The sequence below is a fragment of the Microbacterium sp. F01 genome, assembly GCF_056156365.1.
In genome coordinates, this window is record NZ_CM149592.1 from 2,716,269 (window position 1) to 2,742,561 (window position 26,293).

Consider the following 26,293-nt stretch of genomic DNA (forward strand, 5'->3'; position numbering starts at 1 on the left):
AGTCCGGATGCTCATTGCGTGGCGGTCCAACCCGCATATCCCTAGCGCCGGTATCGGCTTCCCGGCCCGGCGGCTGCCGCAGATCTCATGCTGGTCCTCGAGGGACAAGCGGCTCAGGCGGTCAGCCACCGGCCGGCGGTTCAACAGGAAGCCTCATCCAACGCGACCCGCTCGCGCTACAGAAGCGATGGTGCACCAATGAGCGGCTATTTCGCACGTCTCGCCGCTCGCGCCGGCGGAGCTCCCGCCGCGGCCGGGCCGCGCCTGCCGTCACGTTTCGAACCGGTGGACGGATCGACGGATGCTGCGTCCCCCGCGCCGATGGCGACGTCTCCGGGAGCACCTCCACCGACGGCGCTGCCCGACGTGGAGCGGCCGGCCGATCCCCCGGCATCGGTCGGGCGCATCGACCGCGCTCGTGCCGACGGCGACCGGACGACGGCTGCGCCTGCGGGCCGACGCGATCACGGCCCGGACACGACACGCGCCGATTCCGCGGCGGGCGCGGCTGCTCCGACTTCCCCGGTGATCGAGGCTCCTGCCGCCGGGCAACCGGGCGATCCCGCCGTCGCGCATCCGCCCACGGCGCCCCTCTCCCCTGCCGCCCCGCGCGTCGAGGCGACGCCGCCGCGGCGCGCGCAACCGCCGGCCGTCACGGCGCCGGCGGTGAGTGCGAGCGGGCGGGACGAGGCATCCGTCCCCTCATCGGAGCCGGATGTCGTGCACGTCACGATCGGCCGCGTCGAGGTGCGCGCCACCGTTGCGCCGCCTCCCCCCGCCCGCGGCGCGCGCCCGGCACGAGACCCGGAGCGGTCGCTGCACGACTACCTCGCGGGGAGGCCACGATGAGCGGCCCCCTCGCGATCGGCGGCGTGAGCGCGGTGCTGCGCAACCTGCTCGACAACGGCATCGTGCAGGCGGGCCCCGCCGTGGGAACCGTGAAGGTGACTGCGCTGGCCCCCGACGCGATCAAGCTCAACGAGCCCGACACCGAGCCGAGTCTCAACCTCTTCCTGTACCGCGTGAGCCCCAACGCCGGCTGGCGCAATGCGGGCCTGCCCGGCTTCGACGCCGCGGGCACCCGCACCGCGAACCCGCCGCTGGCGCTCGACCTGCACTACCTCCTCACCGCCTACGGGACGGCGGACTTCGAGGCCGAGATCCTGCTCGGGTACGCGATGTCGATCCTGCACGCTCAGCCTGTCCTCGATCGCCCGTCGATCCGGACGGCGCTGCAAGCCGGAGTCGTGAGCGGAAGCATCCTGCCGCCCGCGTACCAGGCGCTCGCGGCCGCGGACCTCGCCGATCAGGCGGCGGAGATCACGGTGACCACCGAGCCGATCGACTCCGAGGAGATGTCGCGGCTGTGGTCGGCCATCCAGGCGAACTACCGGCCGAGCGTGGGCTACCTCGTGACGGTGGTGCTGATCGAAGCGACCAAGCCCGTGCGCAGCGCACCGCCGGTGCTCACCCGCGGCGACCCGGCCGCGAACGGCGGCAGAGAGCCCGGCGTCTTCGTGCACCCCGACCTGCTGCCACCCGTGCCGACGGTGTTCCGCGTCGTCCCGCCGTCACCACAGCCGGCCGCAGCCCTCGGCGAGAGCGTGCGCGTCGAGGGCGCCCACCTGGACGGGACGGGGCTCGAGGTGTTCTTCTCGCATCCGACGCTCACCGACCCGATCGTCGTGCCGATCGGAGCCAACACGCGTCGCGATGTCGTCGAGGTTCCGCTCCCTCCGAGTCCCGAGGCCGATGCCGCGTGGCCCGCCGGCGTCTGGATGGTGCGGGTCTCGCTCACGCCGCCGACCGCGACGACACCCCGCGAGACCAACACCGCGGCGATGATCCTCGCCCCCGTCATCCGCTTCGGCGGCGCGACCGGCGCTGTTCGCGACGGCGCGACCGGCCACGTCTCCGCGACGATCGAGGTGTCGCCCGAGGTCCAGCCCGGGCAGCGCGCGACGCTCGCCCTCGGCGGCGATCTGGCGCTCGCCGAACCGCACGGAACCGCCACCGACACGCTCGTGTTCGAGTACGGCGACGTCCCCGGCGGACCGCAGTGGGTGCGCCTCGCCGTCGACGGCGCAGAGAGCCGGCTCATCCTGCTGAGCCCGAAGATCCCGCCCGACCCTCCCGCGTTCGATCCGGTGCAGAGGATCACTGTCCCATGAGCACCACCGCTGCGTTCGACGAACCGAGCCCGCTGCCGGGCGCACCGCGCGACCGGCTGGTGTCAGAGCTCGCGCGGATCGCGGCGCTGCTGCGGGGCGAGGACGCGCCGCGCACGAGGACCGACGACTCGCCCGTCGCCGACCTCGGCCACCGGCTCGGTCTCTCGGCGTTCGAGTGCGACGTCCTCATGCTCGCGGCGGCCGTGGAACTCGACGCGCAGGTCGCGGCGGCCGTCGCGGCCGCGCAGGGCGGGACGCCGTCGCCGACCTTCGGACTCGCGCTCGCGGTTCTGCCGGCCGCGCACTGGGACGCGCTCTCGCCGGATCGGCCGCTGCGCCGTCGGCGGCTCGTCAGGCTCGGTCCCGGCGAGATCCTGGCGCTGCGCCCCCTCCGCATCGACGAAGCCGTGCTCCATCGGCTCACCGGCCTCGGGCCCGGTCACCTCGACGGGCTCGTCGCCGATTCCCTGCCGGGCGGGCTCACCGCGGCGCAGACAGCGCTGGCCGACGAGCTCGCCGCCGCGGTGCGTGCGGTCGACGGTCGCGTGCTCGTGCGCCTGGACGGTGCGGATGCGGACACCCGCGCGGGCGTCGTCGCCCGGCTGGCGACGGCGCTCGGGGGCGGCGTGCTCGCCGTGCGGGATGCCGCGGCGGCGGAGCGCGACGCAGCCGACACCGCTGCGGTGCTCGACCGCGAGGCGGTCCTCGACGGGCGGCTCATCGCCACCGACGATCCGAGACTCCTCGCGCTGCTGGAGGCCGAGGTCGTCGTCACCGACGGCGCCGGCGGCGTCGCCGGCCGCGTCACGCTCGCACGCACCGTGCCCCTGCCCACGGCGGTCGAGGAGGCGGCACTGTGGCGTGCGGCTCTGGAGCCGACCGGTCGCGCCGACGCGGTCGTCGTCGCGGAGCGGGAGCTCTCGCAGCACTTCCGGCCGCCCGCCGGGGTCGTCGCCGCGATCTCTGCGGAGTGGCTCGCCCTCCCCGACGGCGATGTCGCGAACCTGCGCCGTCTTGTGCGAGAGCGCTCGCGTACGGGCTTCGGGGCGCTCGCCCAGCGGATCGAACCGCGGGCGACGTGGGACGATCTCGTGCTCCCCGAGGGGCAGCGCGACCTGCTGCGCGAGATCGAGCGGCACGTGCGCCACCGTGCGACCGTGCTCGACGACTGGGGGTTCGCGAGCCGCTCCGACCGAGGGCTCGGCGTGACCGCGCTCTTCGCCGGTGAGAGCGGCACGGGCAAGACGATGGCGGCCGAGGTGCTCGCCGGGTCGCTCGGACTCGACCTCTACCGCATCGACCTCTCGGCGCTCGTGAGCAAGTACATCGGCGAGACCGAGAAGCACCTCTCGACGGTGTTCGACGCGGCCGAAGCATCCGGCGCCGTGCTGCTCTTCGACGAGGCCGATGCGCTGTTCGGCAAGCGCAGCGACGTCAAGGACAGCCACGACCGCTACGCGAACCTCGAGGTCGCCTACCTGCTGCAGCGCATGGAGTCCTATCGCGGCCTCGCGATCCTGACGACGAACCTGCGCGGCAACGTCGACCGCGCGTTCCTGCGCCGCATCCGGTTCGTCGTGCAGTTCCCCTTCCCCGACGAAGCCTCGCGCGGCGAGATCTGGCGGCGGGTGTTCCCGGAGGCGACGCCGCTCGAGGGCGTCGATCCGGCGGCGCTCGCCCGCATCCAGCTCAGCGGCGGCGCCATCCGGCAGATCGCGCTGTCCGCCGCCTTCGCGGCCGCCGACGAGGGCGTGGCCGTCCGCCCCGATCACCTGCTGCGCGCCGCGACGCGCGAGGCGGCGAAGTCCGAGCGCGCCCTGACCGCCTCCGAGACCGCGGCGCTCCGAGGGGGTGCGAGATGACCAGGATCGACATCGACATCGAGCGCCTCGTGCTCCGAGGCGTCCCGGTGGAGTTCGCCGAGGGCATCGGGCCGCTCGTCGCGGCGCGGCTGAGCGAACTGGCGACCGCCGAGCGGCGCGGCGACGACCCGCCCCGCTGGGCCGTCGCGCCCAGCCGCGTACGGCCGGTGGCCGATCGCGAGACCCTCGCCGCGCAGGTGGCGCGCGACACGTGGGCGTCGGCCCGCGCGCAGATCCGCGAGGGGGTGTCGCGATGAACAGGACTCCGGCTCCCCCGGCGAAGGGCACCGAGGCCGCACCGCCGCGGCGCGTGTCGCGCCGCCATGACGCGACCGAGCGCCAGGCCGACCGGGCCGCGGATGTCGTCGCCCGCGGCGGCAGCGTGACCGGCTGGTCGTTCGCGAACGTGGCGGCCGAGGCATCCGTCCATCGAGACGAGGACCAGCCGAAGAAGCTCGAGGACAAGCCGCGACCCCAGGGAGAGGCCTACAAGGAGGGCGTCGGCAAGGCTGTCGAAGCGGCCACCGAGACCGAGCTGCCCAGCGGCAAGAAGGTCCGCGAGGTCATCGAGGAGAGCCCGGTCCTGTCCGCTGCCGCCGCGAGCGGCCTCGCGCTCGCGGGCAAGGACGTTCCGCTGCCGCTCGGCTCGATCCCGGGGGTGAAGGACGTCGTGCCGCCGGGTCTGAGCGTCGGTGTCAGAGCGGAGGGTGTCCCCGGGCTGCTCGCGGGCGACCGCCCCGGGGGCGGTGGTGTGGGCTTCAGCGATGTCGGGCTGGGACTCACGCTCGGCTATACGGAACAGCTTCCGAAGGGTGGCAGGAAGCGACAGAGCGCGGCCGACAAGAAGAAGGCGGCGATCGCCGCCGACATCGCTCGGCTGAAGAACGACCCGGTCATGAAGAGCGTCCAGGCCCAGCAGGACAAAGAACTCAGCGACGCCGCGATCGCGTCGGTCGTCGCTCGTTCGAGGTTCGCGCCGACCGGTCAGGTGCCGGGGCTCCCCGTCCCGCTCGCCCCGCCGCTCGGCACCACCGCGTCCGAGCGGCAGAAGAAGCCCGAGGACGCCGTCAAAGCGGAGGAGCAGAAGAAGCGCGAAGAGGTGCAGCGCGCACCGGCGTCGACGAGCGAGGCACCGCCTGCGGAGGACTTCGACACCACGGGGGTGGATGCTGCGACCCGAGGCGGCGGCCGGGCTCTGGATCCGGGCCTCCGGCACTCGATGGAGGCGCGCTTCGGCTACGACTTCTCGTCGGTGCGGCTGCACGACGACCCGCAGGCGGCGAGCGCCGCCGCCGGCGTGGATGCGACGGCCTTCACCGTCGGCGAGCACATCGTGTTCGGATCGGGTCGCTTCGACCCGTCGAGCCCAGCGGGGCGCCACCTCATCGCCCACGAGCTCGCCCACGTCGTGCAGCAGCGCGGAGGCGCCGCTCCGCGGTCGACCGGCACTCCGGCTCGCGTGCAGCGGCGCAGCTTCTGGGAGAACCTCGCGGTGTTCTTCGGCGCCGAGGGCACGTGGAGCGACGCCGAGCTCCTGGCGTACGTGAAGGCGATCACGAAGGCCGGTTCCCACGACGGCTCGTACGACGCCGACAACAAGGCCCGCGCCGTCGTGCGCAAATGGAAGGCCGGCAGCCCGGGGTGGGAGCTCACGGGGAAGCAGATGGGTCTGCTCATCGACGAGATGATCGACGGCCCCACCCTCGACGACGACGAGGACGCCATCCTCGACCTCGTGGAACGCGCATCACCCGACGAGCTTCTGGTGGTGTTCCGCGAACCGGCGAAGCGCTACGCGTCTGTCAACGACAACCTCCACGGCGCGCAACAGGATCGCTGGGACGACTTCGTCGCCCGGCGCTTCGCCGGAGGAGGCAAGGCCCTCTCCCGGGGAACCCTCGAGGTCGTCGGCCCAGAGATCCCTGCGGGGTCGCCGTCGTTCGCCTTCGACGGCGCCCGGTTCGACGCGCGCTTCGAGGAGGACTACTACGGTGAGGATCCCGCATCCCTCATCGCGCGGCTCTCCCCCTCGGACCGCAGGAAGGCGCGCGACCACGTGCTGCGCACGACGCGTCCGCGGTGGCAGCGCGAGCTCGAAGGCGTCACCCGCGAACGCGTCGCCGCGACCGACGACGCCGAGCGTCGTCGGCTCGCGAAGAAGGAGCTAAAGCTCCATCACCGCGTGCGCGCACTCGACCTGTTCATCGCCGACACGCTGCACCGCGATCTGCCGGCCTCGGCCGACGATGCGCTCGCCGGCACGTCGCCCGTGACCGGCGACCAGGCGAAGGCGGCACGCGAAGCGCTCACCCCGCCTCGACCGGTGAAGCCGAAGCCGCCCGCCACCACTGAACCGGACCCCGCGACGCCGCCGACCCCTGCGCCGACCACGGGGTCTGCCAAGCCGAAGAAGTCGGCCGCCGAGCGCCGCAAGGAAGAGGCCGCACGTCGCAAGGAGGAGGCTGCGCGCAAGAAGGCCGAAGCCGAGGCGAAGGCGAAGGAGGAGGCCGCCCGCAAGGCGATGTTCGCGCCCGGCGGCAAGTACCGCACGCTCGTCGCCGCGGCACTCGCCGTGAAGATCGAGAAGGCCTACGAGAGCGCCCGCGCCGCGGGCACGGCGGCGAAGCCGTCCGAGATCGAGCGCATGGCGAAGCCGGCGAAGGACGCGACCGACGACGTCTTCGGCGACTTCTACAACCCGGGTGCGCGGCCCGAACTGACCTTCGGCGGCGACGGCAAGCCGCAGACCCTCTTCTCCTGGAACCACCGTCAGACGACCGCGGTCAAGGCGGCCGACCCCGCCGACCGCGTCGAGTGGGCGCTGCAGCAGATCCGCTACTACTTCCGGTCGAACGCCGCGTTCGACGCCATCAACGCCGAGTGCGACGCACGGCCCGAGACGATCGGCGACAAGCGCAACGACGAGGCGCAGGCGCTCGAGGACGTCGCCCAGGCCGCGGTGGTCGACGGGGTGAGCGAGAAGTGGGAAGACGATCCGCAGACCACCGCCGACAAGCTCATCTACATCGATCGCAACTGGGGCGGCGCGCAGGTCGGAGGGCAGATCTACGTCGACATGTTCCAGACCGGCGACGTCGACGAAGACCGCACCGCGCGGTGGGACATGTTCCAGACCCTCATCCACGAGTACGGCCACACCCTCGCACACGCGGACTACCGGCGCTACGCCGGGAAGCTGAAGGAGAAGTCGGAGCGCGAGTGGAACACCCTCATGGAGGGCGTCGACAGCCTGCTCACGGATGTCGTGTGGTCGAAGAGCGGTCGCCGGCTGCTCGCGCACCGGCCGACGCGCGAGCTGGTCGAGGGCAAGTCCTGGGCGGCGCTGCCCCCGATCACCGTGAGCCCGCCCGGCGCCTACACCTCGATCACCGAGGCGCAGCGCCTCGTCGACGTCGTCGGCGCCGACAACGTGTGGACGGCCTACTTCCTGGGCAAGGTCGACCGCATCGGAGCCGCACCCGGGGGGAGGCGGCCATGACGGATCCGCTCGCGCGCTTCCTCGACGCGGCCGACGTGTCGGAGTGGACGGGCCTGCCCGCCGATACGGCGCAGACCCTCGGCATCGATGTCCACGCCGCGCCGACGTTCGACGGGCTGCTGGGTGAGCCGCCGGCTGTGACGTCGTGGATCCCACTGGCGACGCGGCGGTTCACGGACGGCCTGCGGGCATGGGTCCGTGACGGACGTGTCGCCCTGGTCGAGGGCGTCATGCCCCTCAGCGATGACGGCGGGTTCCTCGGCATCCCCGAGCTCGGCGAACCCGACGCCGCGTTCGACGTCGAGTTCGGCCCACTGACGATCCCCGGCGGCGAGCGCGTCTACGCCACGCGCGGACTCACGATCTGCGTCAACCCTCGCAGCGGCGTGCTGCTCGCGGTGCGCGGGTACGCGCCGACGACTCTCGACGACTATCGCCGGCACCTGCGCACCGTGCCCGTGCCGGAGCTGCGTCTCGCGGGAGGGGGTGCCCCATGAGTCTCGCGCGCGCCCACTCCCCTGCGCCCGCACCCGCCCGCCCGAACGGGGTGCACGCGGTCGGGCATGAGGACGCGCCCGCCGAGCGCACGGCGGAACGTTTCGCCGAGGCATCCATGGCTCCCGCCCTCTCTGGCTGGTCGTTCGCCGCGGTGCCCGCGCACGCGTCGCCCGCCCCGGCCGCGCTCGACGTGCGGCTGAACGGCGAGGGGCGCTCGCTCGACGCCGCGGAGCGCACCGCGGCACCGGCCGGAGTCGACGCGAGTGACGTGCGGGTGCACACGGATGCTGCCGCCGCCGACACCGCCGAGCGCGCGGGTGCGGAGGCTCTCACGGTGGGCCGGCACATCGCCTTCGCGCCCGGCCGCGAGGAGCGCGGGACGCAGGCGGGCCGCAGGAGGCTCTCGCACGAGCTCGCCCACGTTGCTCAGCACCGAGCCGGCGCCCCGGTGATCGTGCGCCGCCAGCCGAAGGCTCCTGTCACGCCGGCGACGACGCTGAACGGCCTTCCGGAGGCGGATCGCAAGCGCATCAAGGTCGTGACGGCGTTCGTGACAGTTCCGGGGCCGGCCGACAAGTTCGGCAAGAGCGTCGCGAAGACCACGGTGCCGATGCCGCCCAACACCGGCCTCGACGTCGACCCCTCGGCCGCGGGCGTCGATCAGCCTGGCCTGCGCAATGTCGCGGCGACGCTCACCACGACGCAGGGCGGCCTCGCCGACGTCGTGCTCGGGGAGAACGCAACGATCACCCTCGCCCTCGACCTCTCGCCGTACGGCGGCATCGACGGCCTGTATCGGTTCACGCGGCACGCGCCGCAGGGCGCCGGGGCGGGCGCGCGCGTCATCGTCGAGCAACTGGGGAAGGACAAGCCCCCCGTCGGGACCCAGGCCCCAGCGGCCACGGCGCCCGCCCAGCCACCGCCGCCCGACCCCGTCGCACAGGCGATGACCGCCGCGAAGCTGCGCCACTCCTTCAGCGGAGCGCAGCTCGCGGCGCTGCGCGGTGCCGTCGCGCAGATCCCCGCGGCGCACCTCGCGAAGGTCTCGGGGCTCGCCTTCGTCGTCGGGACGGTCAATGCGTCGAATCCGAACGAACGCGGGAAGTACGACCGCCTGAGCCACACCATCACGATGGACGCGAGCACCTTCGGCGCCGACCAGGGCCGCTTCACCGAGGGCGCCGCCGCGAGCACCGACGCGGTCCGGGCCATCGTGCACGAGATCGGCCACGGCGGAAGCGCCCCGGGTGAGGCCTTCGCCGAGGCCTACTCGCTGTACATCACGAGTCCGTCCGTGCTGAAATCGCTCCGCCCCGCGACCTCCGACTTCCTCGAGCAGAACCTGCCGAAGTGAGGACGCGGCCATGACTTCACCCCGGCTCATCAAGGGCGGCCTCGTGCAGGTCGATGTCAAGAGCGGGCGGACGCTGCGCACCATCGCGCTCCAGTACAACCCCGAGTCGCTCAGCCGCACGATGCAGGTGCAGGCGGCCGGAGAGTCCGGCGGCGATAAGTCCCAAGCTCTGCGCATCAAGGGCGCCGCGACCGAGACCATCAAGGTCGAGGCCGAGATCGACGCGACGGACCGGCTCGAGCACCCCGACCAGAACCGGACGGCGGCCGAGGTCGGCATCCATCCGGAACTCGCGGCTCTCGAGCTGCTCGTGCAGCCCACGAGCGACGCCCTGCAGGGCAACGACTCGATCGCCCGCGGCGGCGCGCTCGAGGTGCTCGCCATCGAGACGCCCCTGCTGCTGTTCGTCTGGGGACCGAACCGCGTCGTGCCGGTGCGCATCACCGACCTCTCCATCACGGAGGACGCGTTCGACGCCCAGCTCAATCCGATCCGGGCGACGGTGTCGCTCGGGATGAGGGTGCTCACCGTCGATGACCTCGGGTTCGAGCACCGCGGTGGGCAGCTCTTCATGGCGCACCTGCGCTCCCGCGAAGCGCTCGCCAAGAAGGCCGCCTCCGCGCCGCTGTCCACGCTGGGTGTGGAAGAGCTCTGACATGGTCGACCCGCTGCAGCAGCTGCTCTCCGCCGGCGTCGTGCCGCAGCACACCCTGCCGCCCACGAGCCGATACGCCGACGTCGGCATCGCCCACCACGTGCCGGAGGCGGAGCCCGGCGTCGAGCCCGTGCCCGTCGCGTTCCTGCGCCGCCGGCTGGTGCCGAAGCCCGAGCGCTTCGACACCCTGTACGAGGTGCGCTGCGTCGAGGGCGACCGGCGCGACCTCCTCGCGGCCCGGCACTACGGCGACCCCGAGCTGTGGTGGCGCCTCGCCGACGCCAACGGCGTCATCGACCCCACCGGCATGGCCGGCCCGCCCGGGCATGTGGTGCGCGTGACCCTGCCCGTCGACATGAGGGGGGCCGATGGCTGAGCTTCCGCCGCAGCCGGTGCGGCTGCACCTGTACGCGGGGCCCGCGATCGCCGTGCCGGCTCCCCAGGCGCTCGTGGAGGCGCTGCGCGAGGTGACGATCGAGAACGGCTCGGGCGACACCCAGAGCGGGTTCGAGCTCGTCTTCGATGTGCCCAAGAAATCGCCCCTGTCGACGCTGTTCCTCCTCACGGGGGGCGTCTCGATCCCGCTCTTCCGCATCGTCCTCGCCGTGACCATCGGCGGGACGACGGAGGTGCTCGCCGACGGCGTGATGACCGACCACGAGTTCAAGACCGACGGAACGACCGCGACCCTGCACGTCAAGGGCAAGGACCTCACGGCCGTCATGGACATCTTCGAGCTCGACGGCATCCCCTACCCCGCGATGCCGGTCGCGGTGCGCGCGCTCGCCGTCCTCGCGAAGTACGCGGCGCTCGGTGTCGCACCTCTGGTCATCCCGGCGCTCGTCGAAGACCCGCCGATCCCCACCGAGAAGATCCCCCGCCACCAGGGCAGCGACTACGCATACCTCAAGAACCTCGCGCACGAGGCGGGCTACGTGTTCTACATCGATCCCGGTCGGGTGCCGGGGATGAGCAAGGCCTACTGGGGGCCGGAGGTGCGTCTCGGCATCCCGCAGCGCGCGCTCGACGGCGGCCTCGACGGCCCGCACGACAACGTCACCGGGCTGAACTTCACGCTCAACAAGGAGAAGAAGGAGCTGCCGGTCGTGACGGTGCACGAGCCGTGGAGCAAGGCGCCGATCCCGATCCCGATCCCCGACATCAACCCGCTGCGGCCGATGCTGGGCGTCGTGCCTCCGCTGCCGCCGAAGCTCACGTTCCTCGCGGGCACCGCCAAGCTCAGCGTTCCCGCCGCGATCATGAAGGGCATCGCGTACGCGGGGCAGCACGACGACATGGTCACCGGCACCGGACAACTCGACGTCGCCCGCTACGGCGGAGTGCTCAGGTCACGGGGGCTCGTGGGGGTGCGCGGTGCTGGCGAGGCCTTCAACGGTCTCTACTACGTCAGCAGCGTGACCCACAAGATCGCCCGCGGCAGCTACACCCAGTCGTTCACCCTTGCCCGCAACGCCCTTCTGTCCACCGTCCCGGAGGTGCCCGTATGAGCGACACAGAGACCGCCGTCGCCACAAAGAAGCTGTTCGGCAAGTACCGGGGCACGTGCGTCAACAACATCGATCCGATGCAGATGGGGCGCATCCAGGTGCTCGTCCCGTCGATCGGCATACCGCCGAGCTCGTGGGCGATGCCGTGCCTGCCGGTCACGGGCACGCAGACCGGCGTCTTCACCGTCCCCGCCATCGGGGCGGGCGTGTGGGTCGAGTTCGAGGGCGGCGATCCCGACTACCCGGTGTGGGTCGGCGGGTTCTACTCCCCCGCCGATGTGCCGGCTGCGGCACGCATCGTGCCGCCCGGGGTGTCGGGACTCACCTTCCAGACGCTGCTGAGCAACTCGATCACCATCAGCGATACGCCCGGACCGAGCGGCGGCATCCTCATCAAGACCACGACCGGCGCGATGATCTCGGTCAGCGACGTCGGCATCACGATCAGCAACGGCAAGGGCGCCGTGATCTCGATGGTCGGTCCGACCGTCAGCATCAACGCGGGCGCCCTCACGGTGACGTAGGAGGAAGGATGCCGGGACCCGTGCTCACTCAGGCCTCGTCCGTGCTGTGCGCGCACGGCGGGGTGGCGACGGCCGTGTCGCCCTTCCCGCGGGTGCTCGTCGCGGGCGCGCCCGTTGTCACACTGGCGACGCAGTACGCGATCGCGGGATGCTCCCTCTCGACGTCGTCAGGCCCCTTCGACGTCAGCGGGCGGTGGGTCGCCGGAGCCGTACGCGTGCTGGCGGGCGGCATGCCGGTCGCCGTCGCGACCGGGTCGTCGATCACCGTCGCGACCGGTGCGCCGCTGATTCCGGGCGCCGTGCAGCCGAGGGTGGTGGCGTCGTGAGCGGCACGCTCGACTTCCCGTGGGCCGTCGACGGCACCGGGCGCACGGCGACGACCGGGCGTGACGAGCACGTGCGCGACCTCATCGAGCAGGTGCTGCTCACGTCTCCCGGCGAGCGCGTCATGCGGCCGGAGTTCGGCGCGGGCCTGCTCGCGCAGGTCTTCGCACCCGGCGGACCGGAAGCGGCCGCAGCATCCCAGTTCCTCATCCAGGCGTCTCTCGAGCGCGAGCTGGCCGACGTCATCGCGATCGAGTCGGTCGAGGTGCAAGCCCAGGACGCCGCCCTCGTCGCGACGATCACGTACGTCGTCCGCGCAACGGGATCGCACGAGGTCCAGACGTTCCGCACGCCGCCGGGGGTGTCGGCATGACCTGCTACACGTGCGGGGACCAGCGCCGGCTCACGGCGGTGAAGCTCGCGGGCCTGCTGAACGGCATCGAGTTCCTCGAGGTGCGCGACCACGACGAACCCGTCCACGCGCTGCGCCAGCGGACGCTCGTCGTGCGCCTGCTGCTGCCGGTGCCGGCGGGCCTCGACCGCACCTGGATCGCGATCGAGGGCGGCGAGCGCATCCGCCCCGTCGGCGTCGAGTGGGCGAGGGCCGGCGCCGATCTCACCGGCACCGAGCTCGACCTCATCGGCGGCTACGACGACCCGGCGACGCTGCTCGTCGTGCGCACGGCGCGGTGGGGCGACTTCTCGCTCTACACACTGCGTATGCGCACGCCCGGCACCGTCGGGCCGCCCACCGGCTTCGACCCGCTGCTGGCCGCCGTGCCCTTCTCCTTCAAGGTCGAGTGCCCGAGCGACCTCGACTGCCTCCAGCCGTGCACGTGCCCGGCGGGCGTGCACCACCCGCCGCCGATCGACTACCTCGCGAAGGACTACCAGGGCTTCCGGCGCGTGATGCTCGAACGGATGGCGCTGCTCGCACCGGGATGGACGGAGCGGTCGTCGGCCGACGTCGGCGTCATGCTCGTCGAGCTGCTCGCCTACGCCGCCGACGAGCTGTCGTATCGGCAGGACGCGGTGGCGACCGAGGCCTACCTCGGCACCGCCCGCAGCCGCATCTCACTGCGACGCCACGCGCGCCTCGTCGATTACCGCGTGCACGACGGCGCGAGCGCCCGGGTGTGGGCGCGGATCCTTGTGGGCGAGGGCGCGGTCGACGTCCCGCTCCCGGCGGGCACGCGGCTGCTGACGCGCGTGCCGGGGGTCGACGACCAGCGCCTCGAGGAGGCCACGCGCGACTACGAGCGGGTCACCGACGCCCAGCCCGTCGAGTTCCAGACCGTGCACGGCGCACTGCTCGACGACGACCTCGCCGAACTGCGCTTCTGGACGTGGGGGCGCCTCGATGCCACCCTGCAGCCGGGCACGACGTCGGCCACCCTGCGCGGCGCCCATCCGAAGCTGCGCGCGGGCGAGGTGCTCGTGCTCGCCGAGACCGTCTCCCCCTCGACGCGGATCGCCGCGGATGCCGACCCCGGGCGCCGCTTCGCCGTCCGACTCCTCGAGGTGCGGGCCTCGAAGGATCCCTCCGGCACCCTCTTCGACGGCGGCGAAGAGGACGTCACCGAGATCCGCTGGCACGAGGAGGACGCTCTTCCCGCCGCCCTGTGCATCGCTGTCGACGGGATCGAGACCGCGGCCGCGTGGGGCAACATCGTGCTCGCCGACCACGGGGCGACCGTCGCCGGCGACGGCGGAGACGGCGAGCCTCTCGGGACCGTGCCGGTGTCGCGACTCGTGCGCGCGACCGCCGACTGCGACGACGACGGCGAGCGCGTTCCCGCCCGGTACCGCCCGTCGTTGAAGCAGCTGCCGCTCACGCGCACCGTCGTCCGTGATCGCGAGGTGCTCGCGACGGCGCCGCTCACCCCGGCGCTGGAGGCGGAACTGCAGGGCGGCGCCTCCAAGGACGAGCTGCAGGCGCTCTTCGCCGCCGCCGGCATCGCCCAGATCGGCGACGAGGCCATCGTGCGAGGATCCGGGATGCTGCACTCCCTGAGCTTCGGCGTGCGCGCGTGGCTGCTGCGCACGAATGTCGCCGACAACACGCTCGAGGTGCTGGAGGAATGGGGCTCGGCCCTCGCGATCCGCGCCGGCGACCCCCGATCCGCGACGCCGGCCGTCACCCTCACGGGCGAGGAGCCCAGTGGCGCCGAGCACGACTGGCACCCGAGCCCCGATCTCATCGCGAGCGACGGCGAGCACCACGCGTTCGTCGTCGAGCAGGAGCACGACGGCACGGTGCTGCTGCGCTTCGGCGACGATGAGCACGGCGCCCGGCCGCCGGAGGGCACCGCCTTCCGTGCGACGTATCGCGTCGGCAACGGCGTCGCCGGCAACATCGGGCGCGAGAGCCTCGCGTACCTCGTGGGCGCCGAGACCGATCTCGTCGGCGTGGTGAACCCGCTGGCGGCGTTCGGGGGCGTCGACGCCGAGACCGGGGACGAGATCCGCCGCGACGCCCCGGCGACCCTGTCGATCCAGGAGCGGGCGGTGACGACCTCGGACTACGCGGGCAAGGCGCAGCTGCACCCCGGTGTCGAGAGGGCCGAGGCGACGTTCCGCTGGACCGGATCGTGGCACACCGTGTTCGTCACCGCGGATCGCCGCGGCGGGCGCCCGGTCGACGCCGGTTTCGAGGGCGCCCTGCGCGCGCAGCTCGAGCGCTACCGGTTGGCCGGCTATGACCTCGAGGTGGACGGCCCGACTTTCGTGCCGCTCGATGTCTCGCTGTTCGTGTGCGTCGAGCGCGGCCACCGTCGTTCGGCGGTCGCGCGCGAGCTGCGGGCGGAGCTGTCCGATGCCGTCCTGCCCGACGGCCGCGTGGGGTTGTTCCACCCCGACCGCTTCACGTTCGGCAGACCGGTCTACCTCTCGGCGATCCTCGCCGCGGCACACGCGGTGCCCGGGGTGGACTCCGTCGAGGTCCTGAGCTTCCAGCGGCAGCACGAGCCCTGGTCGAGCGGCATCGAGTCGGGCGTCCTCCCGATGGGGCGCCTCGAGATCGCGCGGCTTGACGACGACCCCGACTTCCCGGAGCGCGGGGTCATCGCGCTGAGCTACGGAGGCGGATCATGAGCGCCCACCACTCCGCGTGCGGCTGCGCCGCATGCCGCGCGGCCGCCGCACCGCCGCTGCCGGTCGCCAATCGTCCGGGCCTCCGGTCCATCCGGTACCGGTCGGGCACGCACGGCGACTTCCTCTCGGCCATGATCGCGGGGCTCTCGCGCGACACCAGCCCGCCGACGCAGCCGATCCCGCCGGCCACCGACGCGCCGCAGCCGCACGAGGCGCGGCCGGCGCTGCGGGGTCTGCGCACGCGGGACGCCGACGACGTCACGATCGCGCTGCTCGACGCGTTCGCGGTGACCGCCGACATCCTCACCTTCTACACGGAGCGCCTGGCGAACGAGGCGTATCTCGGCACCGCGACCGAGCGCACGTCGCTGCAGGAGCTCGGCGGTCTCGTCGCCTATCGCCTGGGGCGCGGTGCAGCCGCGGAGGCGACCCTCGCGTTCTCGCTCGAGAAGCCTCCGGCGCCGCTGCCCGAGTCGATGAGGGACCCCGGGATCGCGCCGCCCGCCGTGCCCACCGCGCTGACGCTGCCGATCGGGCTGCGGGTGCAGAGCGTGCCCGGACCCGACGAGCAGCCGCAGACGTTCGAGACCGTCGAGCAGATCGAGGCGCGACCCGAGTGGAATGCACTCCCCCTCGTGCCGACCCTCCCCTTCCCCCAGGTGGCCGCGCCGACCGAGGCGTGGTTCGACGGCACGGCGCTCGGGCTCGCGCGCGGAGACGCCCTCCTGTTCACGGGGCCGGAGCTGGGCAGCGAATGGGACCTTCGCACCCTCGATTCCGTCGACGTCGTCGAGCAGGCGGGGGTGACGCACGTCACGTGGACGGGCGGGGTCGCGTCCACCATGCCGCCCTCGCTCCCGATCGGCGACCTGCGGGTGTTCGTCTTCCGCCGCCGGTTCGCGGTGTTCGCCCACAACGCGCCGGTGTGGGTGCTCGCCGACCCCGAGGCCGACCCGCCGTCGTACCTGAACCCCGATAGCGACGGCGACTTCCTCGCGGCGACGTCGTCGGGCACCACGACCTCGACCTTCCTCGACGGCGCCCACCCCGGGATCCCGATCGGGTCGTGGCTCGTGCTCGACGCCGCGGCGACGAACGGCCGCTTCCGCGTCGCGTCCGTGCGGGAGGCGTCTCGCGCGGTCTGGGGCGTCTCGGGACGCACGACCGAACTCACGCTGACGGGTCCGGCGCTGGGCGTCGATCTCTCGCCGCGGGAGGTGACGGTGCTCGCCGTCCCGGAGCGGCTGACGCTTGCCGGGGTTCCGGTCACCTCCGCGATCTCGGGCACGACGCTCCTCGTCGACGGGGACGCGAGCGAGATGGTCGCGGGACGCACCGTGATCCTGTCGGGGACGGATGCTGCGGGCACGGCGATCAGCGAGCCGGTCCTGGTCGCATCCGCCGACCCCGTCGCGGGCGGCCGCACGCTCCTGACCCTGGCCGCCGCGCCGACGATCTCCCCCACCCGCGCCTCCGCCGTCGTCTTCGGCAACGCCGCCCGCGCGACGCACGGCGAGACCGTGACGCAGCTCCTCGGCTCGGGCGACGCACGCGTGCCGTTCGCCGCCTACCGCGTGCAGCAGGCGCCGCTCACCTTCGTCCGTGCCGAGACGCCGCGAGGCACAGCGTCGACCCTCGAGGTGCGCGTCGACGACGTGCGCTGGACCGAGGTGCCCACCACGGCCACGGCCCGTGCGACCGATCACGTGTACGAGACCCGGGACGACCCGGACGGCGGCCTCAGCGTGGTGTTCGGCGACGGGACCCACGGCGCCCGACCGTCGACGGGATCGACCAACGTGCGCGCCCGCCACCGCAAGGGCGTCGGCGCCGCGGGCAACGTGCGCAAGGACCAGCTGGGCATCGCCCTGGACCGGCCCCTCGGGCTCAAGGGCGTGACGAACCCCGCGCCCGCCGTCGGCGGTGTCGATCCCGAGTCCGAAGGCGACGCGCGGCGCGCCATCCCCATCCCCGTGCGCACGCTCGGCCGTACGGTGTCGCTCCTCGACTACGCCGACTTCTCGCTGGCGTTCTCGGGCATCGGCAAGGCCCGCGCCGACGTGCTGCCGGTGCACGGCGGACCACTCATCGTGGTGACGGTGACGGATGCTGCGGGCGCCGCGCCGCCCGCCCAGATCGTCGAGCGACTCGAGCGCGAACTCGTGCGCTGGGGCGATCCGCTCGTGAAGGTGGCCGTCGTGCCCGTCCGGCCGGTGGACTTCCGGATCGCCTTCAAAGTGGACACCGATCCTGCTCGCGAGCGCGGGAAAGTGCTCGCGTCGCTCGAGCGAACGCTGCGCGACACGTTCGGCGCGCCCGCCCGCGAGCTGGGCGATCCCGTTCACGCCTCCGAGATCGTCGCGGTCGCAGCATCCGTCGTCGGCGTCGTCGGGATCGACCTCGACCAGTTCCACCGCGGCACCGCGCCGGGTCTCGCCCAGCGCCTGGTCGCGGCGTCCGCTGCACTCGCGGTGCCCGATCCGCTCGGCGCCGAGCTGCTCGCGCTCTCGCCCGTCCCGTTCCCGCCCCTCCAGGAGATGCCATGACCGAGCCCGAGGCCGGAACGGCCGCCGCGCACCTCTGGCAGCTGCTGCCGGCGGTGTACCGCCTTCGCGACGGCGAAGCGGGCGGCGTGCTCGCCGAGCTCCTCGACGTCTTCGGCGACCAGCTGGAGGTGCTCGCGGAGGAGCTGGCGCAGCTGTACGACGACCAGTTCGTCGAGACGGCCGCACCGTGGGCGACGCCCTACGTCGGCGGCGTGGTCGGCTACCGGCCGATCCACGGCGTGGTGCCCGAGGTGGTCTCGCCGCGTGCGGAGGTCGCCAACACTGTCGCCTACCGCCGCCGCAAAGGCACCGCGGCGGTGATCGAGCAGCTCGCGCGCGACGTCACCGGCTGGCCGGCCCGCGTATACGAGTCGTTCGAACGCGTCACGACGACGCAGTACATGAACCACGTGCGTCCGCACGCGGCGGCGAGCGCGGGTCTGCGCGACCACGAAGCCCTCCACCATGTGGTGCAGCAGGGCGCCGCGTTCGACGACCTCGCCCACACCGCGCACACGCGTACGCTCGACTCCACCTGGCGCGAGCGAGGGGGTCGCTACGGCATCGTGAAGGTGCCGATCTTCCTGTGGCGGACGCAGCCGGTGCTCATCGGGCGTTCGCCGCTCACCCCCGACCCCGCTGCCGATGGGCGCCGGTTCCGGTTCGATCCGCTCGGTGCCGACACCCGGCTGTTCAGCCAGCCCCGGATCGAGACCGACATCGCGCACCTCGCGCAGCCGCCCGACGTGCCGCAGCCGCTCACGGTCCGGTGGGCCGCCGACCACGCGCCCTCCGTCTACGGGCCGACGCTGTCCCGCGCGCGCCGGTCCATCCTGCTCGAACGGCAGACGGGTGGGGGCGAACCTGCGGCCATCCCGCTCGCGGTGGTCCGATTCGCCGACCTCTCCGACGTTCCGGGCGGCGGCGGGGCCTGGGCGCACGAGCCCGCGGCGGGCGATGTGCACATCGACCCCGCGCTCGGCCGCGTCTGGTTCGGCGACGCTCTCGCCGCCGACGAGCGGGTGCTCGCGACCTTCTCGATCGGCATGGCGGTGCCCGTCGGCGCGGGCAACCGCCGCCGCGGCGACGATCCGCTCCCCCTCCCCCGTCGCACGGTCTCGGCGGGCGGATCCCTGCAGGCCCAACTCGACCTCACGCAAGAGGCCGGCACCGTCCTCGTCGTCGACTCCGACCGCTACGCGCAGGGCGTCACGATCACGTCGCTCACGCCCGACCCGACGGCCGGCGATGACACGGCGGTGTGTCTCGCCGCCGATGCCGGCGCACGCCCCTCGCTCGAACTCTCGTCGCCGCTGAGGCTCGACATGGCCGCGAAGAGCACTGTCGTGCTGGACGGTCTGCTCGTCTCGGGTGCCCCCGTCGTGCTGGACGAGGTCGACCCGCCCGACCGCGAGCGCCGCACCATCGTCATCCGCGACACGACGCTGGTGCCGGGAATCACTCGCACGACCGCCGGACAGCCCACCTCGCCGGCGCGGGCGAGCCTCATCGTGCTCGACCCGTTCGCCTGCGTCAGGATCGAACGCAGCGTCGTCGGCCCGATCGTCGCGGTCGAAGGCGTCTCGATCGAGATCGTCGACTCGGTCGTCGACGCGTCATCACGCACCGGTGCGGCCATCACCGGCCGCGACGGCGCGTCGCCGCGTACGGTGTCGTCCGTCGCCGACTGGGAGACGGGCGACGGCACCGCGGCCGCCGGCGACCTCGACATCGTCGCCTCCACGGTGGTGGGCAGCATCCGTTGCATCCGATTGGATGCCTCGAACTCGCTGCTGCTCGCAGCTCTGGTGAACGGCGATCCTCGGCCGCACCCCGTGCACGCCGAGCGGAAGCAGCAGGGGTGTGTGCGGTACTCGTTCCTGCCGGACGGGTCTCGCACCGGTCGCCGTTTCCACTGCGCGCCCCGACCCGATGACCTCCTCGCCGTGCAGCGCGCGTCGCGCGCGCGATTCGGTTCGATGCGGTACGGCGACCACGACTACCTGAGGCTGCACGAAGGCACGCACGATCGCATCCGCCTCGGCGCCGACGATGAGGGCGAGATGGGTGTGACGCACCGCCTCTACGCGCCGCAGCGCGAGGCGAACCTGCGCATCCGCCTCGACGAGTACCTGCGGTTCGGCCTCGCGGCCGACCGCATCTTCGCGACATGAAATCCGGGAAGGGGACGAACTGATGGGTGCTGATCTCAGCGGCGTGCGGTTCGACGCACGCAAGGATCACTCCGGCGTCGTGCTGCAGCAGGGTCGTCTGCTGCTCGACGGCGACTGGAACGAGCTCGTCGCCATCCTTGAGCGGAGGCTGCGCGCCAACGTCGCCGACCTCGACGGCCCTGGGCCGCAGGCGGGCATCCAGGGCACGGCCGCGGTGTCGAAGGTGACGCCCGACGCCTTCAGGCTCACGCTCGCGGGCGGAAGTCTCGCGATCGGGAGAGGGCGGCTCTACGTCGACGGCCAGCTCGCCGAGAACCACGGCGCCGCACCCGACGACAGCTTCGACCCGATCCTCGCCGAGCAGGTGGGGCCTGACACCGTGACCTATGCGACGCAGCCGTACCTGCCCGATCCACCGGACCTCCCCGCCGACGGCACCCACCTCATGTACCTCGACGTGTGGCCGCGCGAGGTCACGCACCTCGAGGATCCGGGCCTGATCGAGCCCGCGATCGGCGTCGACACGACGGCGCGCACGCAGACCGTGTGGCAGGTCAAGCACTTCGCGGTGCCGGCGGGCACGACCTGCGGGACCCCCGACGACGACATCGAGGGGTGGACCGCGTCCACCGCGCCGTCTGGCGCCCGGCTCACCGTCGAGACCATCTCGGTCGTCGACGACGACCCGTGCGAACTGCCGCCGACCGGCGGCTACCGCGGGCTCGAGCACCAGACGTACCGGATCGAGATCCACGATCCCGGCGAGCCGGGGACGGCGTCGTTCAAGTGGTCTCGCGACAACGGATCCGTGGCGAGCGCCGTCGTCGAGGTCCTGGACGCGGGCGCCGTGGTCCGCCCGGCGTCGTTGGGCCGGGACGACGTGCTCGGCTTCCACGACGGCGACTGGGTCGAGGTCGTCGACGACCATCGCGAGCTGCGCGGCGAGCCCGGCGAGCTGCGCCGCATCGAGGTCGACGACGCCGAGGGGACCATCGCCTTCGCCGGGGCGGCGCTGCCCGCCGACCTGCAGCTGACGATCGACGAAGCCTCCGAGCGCCACCTCCGCGTGCGCCGCTGGGACCAGGTGGGCGTCGTCAAGAACACCGCGGGCGGCACGGTCGTCGACCTCGACCAGGCGGCGGCCACCGGCGCGATCCCCGTCCCGGCCGCCGCGGCGGATCGGATCGTGCTCGAGCACGGGCTCATCGTCGGGTTCGCCTCCGCCGGCGGGGCGTTCCGCACCGGCGACCACTGGATCGTGCCCGCACGCACGGCCGACGCCTCGGGCGACCCCTCGGGCGCAGACCCGCTGCTCGACGCGGCGCCGCCGCTCGGCATCCATCACCATTACGTGCGACTCGGCATCCTCACCCCGGGGAACGTCACCGACTGCCGCCCGAAGTGGCCGACGCCCGGCGAAGGCGGCTGCGACGACTGCGGCTGCGAATGCACCGTGTGCGTGACGCCGGTGTCGCACGTCAGCGGCGAGCTCACCATCCAGGACGCGGTAAACAAGGTCATCGCCGCCGGCGGTGGTACCGTGTGCCTCGCGATCGGGCTGTACCCGCTGCGTGAATCGGTGCGGATCGACGGCGCGGTGTCGCTGCGCATCCGCGGCCAAGGCGTGGGATCGATCGTCGTCGCGTCGGCCTCGGACGGCTTCGTCGTCACCAAGAGCCGGTTCGTCACCATCGAGGATCTCGCCGTACTCGCCGCGAACGACTCCGCGGTGGTGCTCGACACCACGGTCGCCGCGACCGTGCAGCGCGTCACCGCCCTGGTCCTCGCACAGGAAGGCCCATCGCGGGCCGCGATCGCACTGGCTGGGACCGCGCTGCTCACCAGGCTGCGCGACAACATCGTGGCCGCGCCGACCGGGATCGGCCACGCGGGCGCCGGCGCAGAGGACCGGCGCCGCGTCCTCCTGGTCGCGGAGTTCGAGGCGGCCGACAACATCGTCGTCGGCCGCGACTTCGGGATGCGGCTCGACGGCACCACCGCGTTCCTGCTCGCCAACCGCGTCGCCGACAACACCGTGATCCGGGCGCGCGAGGGCGGGATCGTGGCCACAGGCTTCGTCTACCCGAGCACCGTCATCCCCGGCAGTTCCGTCGCGATCGCCGACAACACCGTGATGGTCGGCGGCACGGGCATCTCGGTCTCGGAGGGCGGCTTCGCCATCACCGGCAACCAGGTCGGTGCGCCGCGCTCCGAGCAGCCGGCCCGCACCGACGGCATCGCGATCGTGCCGACGCCCCCGGGCGAGCTCGTGCGCGACGTCGTGCGCATCGACGGCAACCGCGTCCGCGGCGTGGGCGGTCACGGCATCGTCGACTACGCCTCCGTGCAGACGCTCGAGGTGACTCGCAACCGCGTCGAGCTCGCCCAGCACGGCATCGTGGTCGACGAGAAGGCGGCGGTCGAGCTCGCCACCGTCTCGGGGAACACCGTCATCGACGTCGGCTCCCGCGACACCGACGAGGCGGTGGGGGTCTTCGCGATCCGCGTCGTCAACGCCGCGCGCGCCACCGTCGAGTCGAACACCGTACGCGGGGTCGGCACGGCGCGCAGCATGGGCGGCGAGTCGGTCGGCATCGACGTCGTGGCCGCCGCGGAGTCGCGCGTCGCAGGCAACACCGTGGAGCGCGTGGGGCCGGCCGACGGCGGCCGGGGCGAGATCGGCATCGCCGTGCGCGGCTTCGCCCGATCCCAGATCGAGGGCAACGCGTCGCGCCGGTACCCGATGGATCCGGACTTCGATCCCAACGGCGGCCGCTTCATCGGGTTGCTCGTCGGCAGCGCCGACGAGCGCGACCTCGACTTCGGCCTCACGAAGGCGGGCGGCATCGTGACCGGGCTCGGCTCGTTGGTCTTCGGCGTCGCCGCCGCGGCGGCCGTCGGATCGGCCCGCATCGTCGCCCCGCTCGTGACCGTCGACGCGAACATCGTGGCCGGTGGGGCCGGCGACGCCCCGCCCGCGGTGATCATCGGGCTGCGCGGCGATGCGATCGTCACTTCGAACCACGTGCGCGGCAACCGGGAGTTCGGCACGACCGCCCTCCGCCTGCGCGCCGAGACGGGCACTGTCGCGCAGAACCGGTTCTGGGGCGGCAGGGAGCCCACGGCAGACCTCTTCCTCTCGGGGGCCTCCGTTCTCGGCAACATCTCGACCGGCGTCGTGTTCCTCAACGGCGCGCCCGTTCCCCCGCCGTGGGACGCCCTCAACGTCATCGGCATCTGAAAGAGGCGGCATCATGACCCCCACGCCCAAGCCCAAGCCCCAGCCCAAGCCTCGACGCCGACCGAAGGCGGACGAGACGGCGCGCGAGGATCGCGTCGCCGACGATGCGGCCGTCACCGCGCTGCTCGACGTGCTGACCGACGGCGTCGCCGCGCTGCCCGAAGCGCTCGAGCGAGGTGAGGAGGCCCGCCGCGCTCGCGCCGAGTCCGCCCGCGAACTGCTCGGCTCCCGTGAGCTGAGAGCGGCGGCGCGACGCGTCCCCGAACTCGGCAGGAGCATCGAGTCCGCTCGTGCCGAACTGGATCGCCAGGACACGGCCGCCGAGCAAGCGCGGTCCGAGCTGCACGATGCGAGTAAGGAGTGGCTCACGGCGCTCAAGGCGCTGCGGAACCCGGGCGCATGACGCGGGGATTGACCGGGGGGCCGACGCGAGAATGCCGGCGCCCCCGGTAGCCGCGAGCTCGGGACCCACGGCCGGGGTGCCGGACCGGGGCTCCGGCGCTATCCCCCACTGAAGAGACACAGCCCTAGGGAATCTATTACGCGAGTTCGGACGGGATTCCCCAGCGGGTACACCGGCGTGCCGACGTCCGGTCGAGCGAAGGGCTGGTCCGGGTCGGCTTCGGAAAGGAAGGGGAAGACGGATGCCGCGGCCCGCAGCATCCGTCCTCCCCTCGTCCGTTCGAATCTGCTCAGACCGACCGCAGCTCGGCGTGAGCCGCGGCGGGGATCTCGTTCCGCTGTGCCAGGCCGCCCAGCCAGCCGAGACTCGGCTTCGGGGTGCGCGCGAACGTCTCGTGGTCGACGGCGATCAGCCCGAAGGTGGGCCGGAACGACCCCCACTCGTAGTTGTCGAGCAGTGACCAGTGCAGGTACCCGCGCACGTCGCAGCCGTCGGCCATCGCCTCGGCCATGCCCGCCAGCGCACCCGTCGTGTAGTCGATGCGCCGTTCATCGTCCGACGTCGCCATCCCGTTCTCGGTGACGATCATCGGGATGCCGCCGGTGACCTCGCGGGTGTGGCGGAGGGCGTGGCCGAGCGCCTCGGGATAGTACTCCCAGCCGGTGAGCGTGCGCTCGGTGCCCTCGGGCCACGGCTGCGGGCCGTAGCCCAGCTCGTCTTCCGTCGGACCGATGATCGTCCGCAAGTACGACTGCACGCCGATGAAGTCGTCGTTCCGCGACTGCTCGAGGAAGAAGTCTTCGCGCCAGTACTGCCACTCGTCGCGCTGCTTCTCCCATCGCGGCACCGCCTGGAACACCTGGTTCGCGACAGTCCACCCCGAGCGGATGCCGCCGACCCCGCGCAGCACCTCGGTCGAGGCGTGGTGGGCGTCGGCGATGGCCTGGGCGACGAACGGCGACGGGCCCGGGAAGTTGACACCGTTCTCGGTGTCGATGCGCGCCTCGGTCTGGTTGACCATCATGTTGGGCTCGTTGATCGTCACGACGAGGTCGACGTCGTCGAGGATCGTGGCCGCGATCTCGGTGAAGCGGCGGAACCGGTCGGTGCTCTCTTCGGCATACCAACCGCCGGAGTGGTCCCACCACCGCGGGAAGGTGAAGTGGTGGAGCGTCACGATGGGCTGCACGCCGTGGTCGCGGCACGTGTCGATCATGCGCCGGTAGTGCGCGAGCTGCGCCCGCGAAACCACGCCTTCCTCGGGTTCGATGCGCGACCACTCCAGCGAGAACCGATACGCGGTGAGCCCCGCGTCAGCCAGCAGCGCGATGTCCTCGGGATAGCGGTGGTACGAGTCGCAGGCGTCACCCGAAGGCTCCGGGATCTGAGTGCCCGGGGCGTACTCGTTCTCCCAGTGTCCTGTGTTGACGTTGCCGCCCTCGATCTGGTGACCGGCGGTGGCCGCTCCCCAGATGAACCCCTCGGGTGCGGCGATGACACTGCTCATGAATGCTGATTCCTTTCTTGTGGAGGTGTCGGGATCGGGGTCACTTGATCCCCGTCAGGGCGATCCCCTGGATGAAGTGCCGCTGCATGGCGATGAACAGGATGAGCACCGGGATGATGATGAGGAACGATCCCGCCATCTGCAGCCCGTAGTCGGACCCATGCCCGCCGGCCTCGGCCGAGAAGAGCGCCAGCGACACCGGGAGGGTGTACATCGAGTCGTCCTGCGAGATGATCAGCGGCCACAGGAAGCTGTTCCACGACCCCATGAACGTGAAGATCGCGAGGGTCGCCAGCGGCGCCTTGCATAGCGGCAGCACGATCTGGAAGAACGTGCGGAACTCCCCCGCGCCGTCGATCCGTGCCGCATCCAGCAGCGAGTCGGGGATCTCGAGCATGAACTGCCGCATCAGGAAGACGCCGAAGGCGCCGACCATCCCCGGCAGGATCAGGCCCCAGTAGGTGTTGACCATGCCGAGGTTCGCCACCAGGACGAACTGCGGGATCAGCGTGACGATGCCGGGCACGAACAGCGTGGCCAGCACGACGACGATGATCACGTTCTTGCCGCGGAAGTTCATCTTCGCCAGCGCCCAGCCCACCATCGACGAGAACAGCAGCGTCGTGGCGACGGTCACGGCCGCGAGGAACACAGAGTTGAAGAACGGCCGGAGGATGTCGAACTCGAACAGCCACGCCCGGAAGTTGTCGAGCGTCGGATGCTGCGGCCACCACGTGACCGGTCGCGCCATGATCTCGGCCTTCGTCTTGAAGGCGCCGAGCACCATCCAGACGAACGGCAGGACCGTGGCGGCGAGGCCGACGGAGAGGGCGACCAGCACGGCGAGGTTGCCCCACCGGATGGGCTTGCGCGGTGTCCGCGTCGGCGTGGTCCCGGCCGCGGTCTCGGCGGGTCTTTCCAGGGTTGTGGTCAT

The 26,293-nt window shown here is 72.3% G+C and carries 20 protein-coding genes; 18 read left to right on the plus strand and 2 right to left on the minus strand.

Features of this window, described 5'->3' with window-relative positions:
• Window positions 1-198 precede the first annotated feature (198 nt).
• The 18 genes from ACVN90_RS12450 to ACVN90_RS12535 are packed head-to-tail and all read left to right on the plus strand — an operon-like array spanning window position 199 to window position 23,852.
• Entirely contained in the window at window positions 199-849 is a 651-nt protein-coding gene (locus tag ACVN90_RS12450) for a hypothetical protein (RefSeq protein WP_475098554.1), read from the plus strand.
• A complete protein-coding gene (locus ACVN90_RS12455; RefSeq protein ID WP_475098555.1) occupies window positions 846-2,171 on the plus strand; it encodes a Pvc16 family protein in 1,326 nt (441 codons plus the stop codon). The genes ACVN90_RS12450 and ACVN90_RS12455 overlap by 4 nt, the downstream gene beginning before the upstream one ends.
• Window positions 2,168-4,033: an ATP-binding protein gene (locus tag ACVN90_RS12460; protein ID WP_475098556.1), complete on the plus strand. Its 1,866-nt coding sequence runs from the start codon at window positions 2,168-2,170 to the stop codon at window positions 4,031-4,033. Before ACVN90_RS12455 ends, ACVN90_RS12460 begins: the two co-directional genes overlap by 4 nt.
• A complete protein-coding gene (locus tag ACVN90_RS12465) occupies window positions 4,030-4,290 on the plus strand; it encodes a hypothetical protein (protein ID WP_475098557.1) in 261 nt (86 codons plus the stop codon). Before ACVN90_RS12460 ends, ACVN90_RS12465 begins: the two co-directional genes overlap by 4 nt.
• Complete coding sequence (locus ACVN90_RS12470; RefSeq protein WP_475098558.1) at window positions 4,287-7,532, plus strand: eCIS core domain-containing protein; 3,246 nt, start codon at window positions 4,287-4,289, stop codon at window positions 7,530-7,532. Before ACVN90_RS12465 ends, ACVN90_RS12470 begins: the two co-directional genes overlap by 4 nt.
• Window positions 7,529-8,029, plus strand: coding sequence for a hypothetical protein (locus ACVN90_RS12475; protein WP_475098559.1), 501 nt, complete (start codon window positions 7,529-7,531; stop codon window positions 8,027-8,029). Before ACVN90_RS12470 ends, ACVN90_RS12475 begins: the two co-directional genes overlap by 4 nt.
• Entirely contained in the window at window positions 8,026-9,384 is a 1,359-nt protein-coding gene (locus ACVN90_RS12480) for an eCIS core domain-containing protein (RefSeq protein ID WP_475098560.1), read from the plus strand. Before ACVN90_RS12475 ends, ACVN90_RS12480 begins: the two co-directional genes overlap by 4 nt.
• A 10-nt stretch (window positions 9,385-9,394) precedes the next feature.
• Window positions 9,395-10,039, plus strand: a complete 645-nt coding sequence (locus ACVN90_RS12485; protein ID WP_475098561.1) for a CIS tube protein — start codon at window positions 9,395-9,397, stop codon at window positions 10,037-10,039.
• 1 nt (window position 10,040) lies between these two features.
• A complete protein-coding gene (locus ACVN90_RS12490) occupies window positions 10,041-10,415 on the plus strand; it encodes a hypothetical protein (protein ID WP_475098562.1) in 375 nt (124 codons plus the stop codon).
• Window positions 10,408-11,547 (plus strand): hypothetical protein, encoded by a 1,140-nt coding sequence (locus ACVN90_RS12495; protein ID WP_475098563.1) that lies wholly within the window; start codon window positions 10,408-10,410, stop codon window positions 11,545-11,547. The genes ACVN90_RS12490 and ACVN90_RS12495 overlap by 8 nt, the downstream gene beginning before the upstream one ends.
• Window positions 11,544-12,071: a phage baseplate assembly protein V gene (locus tag ACVN90_RS12500; RefSeq protein WP_374974929.1), complete on the plus strand. Its 528-nt coding sequence runs from the start codon at window positions 11,544-11,546 to the stop codon at window positions 12,069-12,071. Before ACVN90_RS12495 ends, ACVN90_RS12500 begins: the two co-directional genes overlap by 4 nt.
• Before the next feature lie 8 nt (window positions 12,072-12,079).
• Window positions 12,080-12,397, plus strand: a complete 318-nt coding sequence (locus ACVN90_RS12505; RefSeq protein WP_475098564.1) for a hypothetical protein — start codon at window positions 12,080-12,082, stop codon at window positions 12,395-12,397.
• A complete protein-coding gene (locus tag ACVN90_RS12510) occupies window positions 12,394-12,768 on the plus strand; it encodes a GPW/gp25 family protein (protein ID WP_475098565.1) in 375 nt (124 codons plus the stop codon). Before ACVN90_RS12505 ends, ACVN90_RS12510 begins: the two co-directional genes overlap by 4 nt.
• On the plus strand, window positions 12,765-15,488 hold the full coding sequence (locus ACVN90_RS12515) for a putative baseplate assembly protein (protein ID WP_475098566.1): 2,724 nt from the start codon (window positions 12,765-12,767) through the stop codon (window positions 15,486-15,488). The genes ACVN90_RS12510 and ACVN90_RS12515 overlap by 4 nt, the downstream gene beginning before the upstream one ends.
• Window positions 15,485-18,034, plus strand: coding sequence for a putative baseplate assembly protein (locus tag ACVN90_RS12520; RefSeq protein WP_475098567.1), 2,550 nt, complete (start codon window positions 15,485-15,487; stop codon window positions 18,032-18,034). The genes ACVN90_RS12515 and ACVN90_RS12520 overlap by 4 nt, the downstream gene beginning before the upstream one ends.
• Window positions 18,031-20,208 carry a hypothetical protein gene (locus ACVN90_RS12525; protein ID WP_475098568.1) on the plus strand — a complete coding sequence of 726 codons (2,178 nt, stop codon included), beginning with the start codon at window positions 18,031-18,033 and terminating at the stop codon, window positions 20,206-20,208. Before ACVN90_RS12520 ends, ACVN90_RS12525 begins: the two co-directional genes overlap by 4 nt.
• Before the next feature lie 22 nt (window positions 20,209-20,230).
• Window positions 20,231-23,449: a DUF6519 domain-containing protein gene (locus ACVN90_RS12530; RefSeq protein ID WP_475098569.1), complete on the plus strand. Its 3,219-nt coding sequence runs from the start codon at window positions 20,231-20,233 to the stop codon at window positions 23,447-23,449.
• A gap of 13 nt (window positions 23,450-23,462) precedes the next feature.
• Complete coding sequence (locus tag ACVN90_RS12535; RefSeq protein WP_475098570.1) at window positions 23,463-23,852, plus strand: hypothetical protein; 390 nt, start codon at window positions 23,463-23,465, stop codon at window positions 23,850-23,852.
• 289 nt (window positions 23,853-24,141) lie between these two features.
• Here ACVN90_RS12535 and ACVN90_RS12540 read toward each other — a convergent pair whose 3' ends face one another.
• Window positions 24,142-25,359: a glycoside hydrolase family 1 protein gene (locus tag ACVN90_RS12540; RefSeq protein ID WP_475098571.1), complete on the minus strand. Its 1,218-nt coding sequence runs from the start codon at window positions 25,357-25,359 to the stop codon at window positions 24,142-24,144.
• A gap of 40 nt (window positions 25,360-25,399) precedes the next feature.
• A complete protein-coding gene (locus ACVN90_RS12545; RefSeq protein ID WP_475098572.1) occupies window positions 25,400-26,293 on the minus strand; it encodes a carbohydrate ABC transporter permease in 894 nt (297 codons plus the stop codon).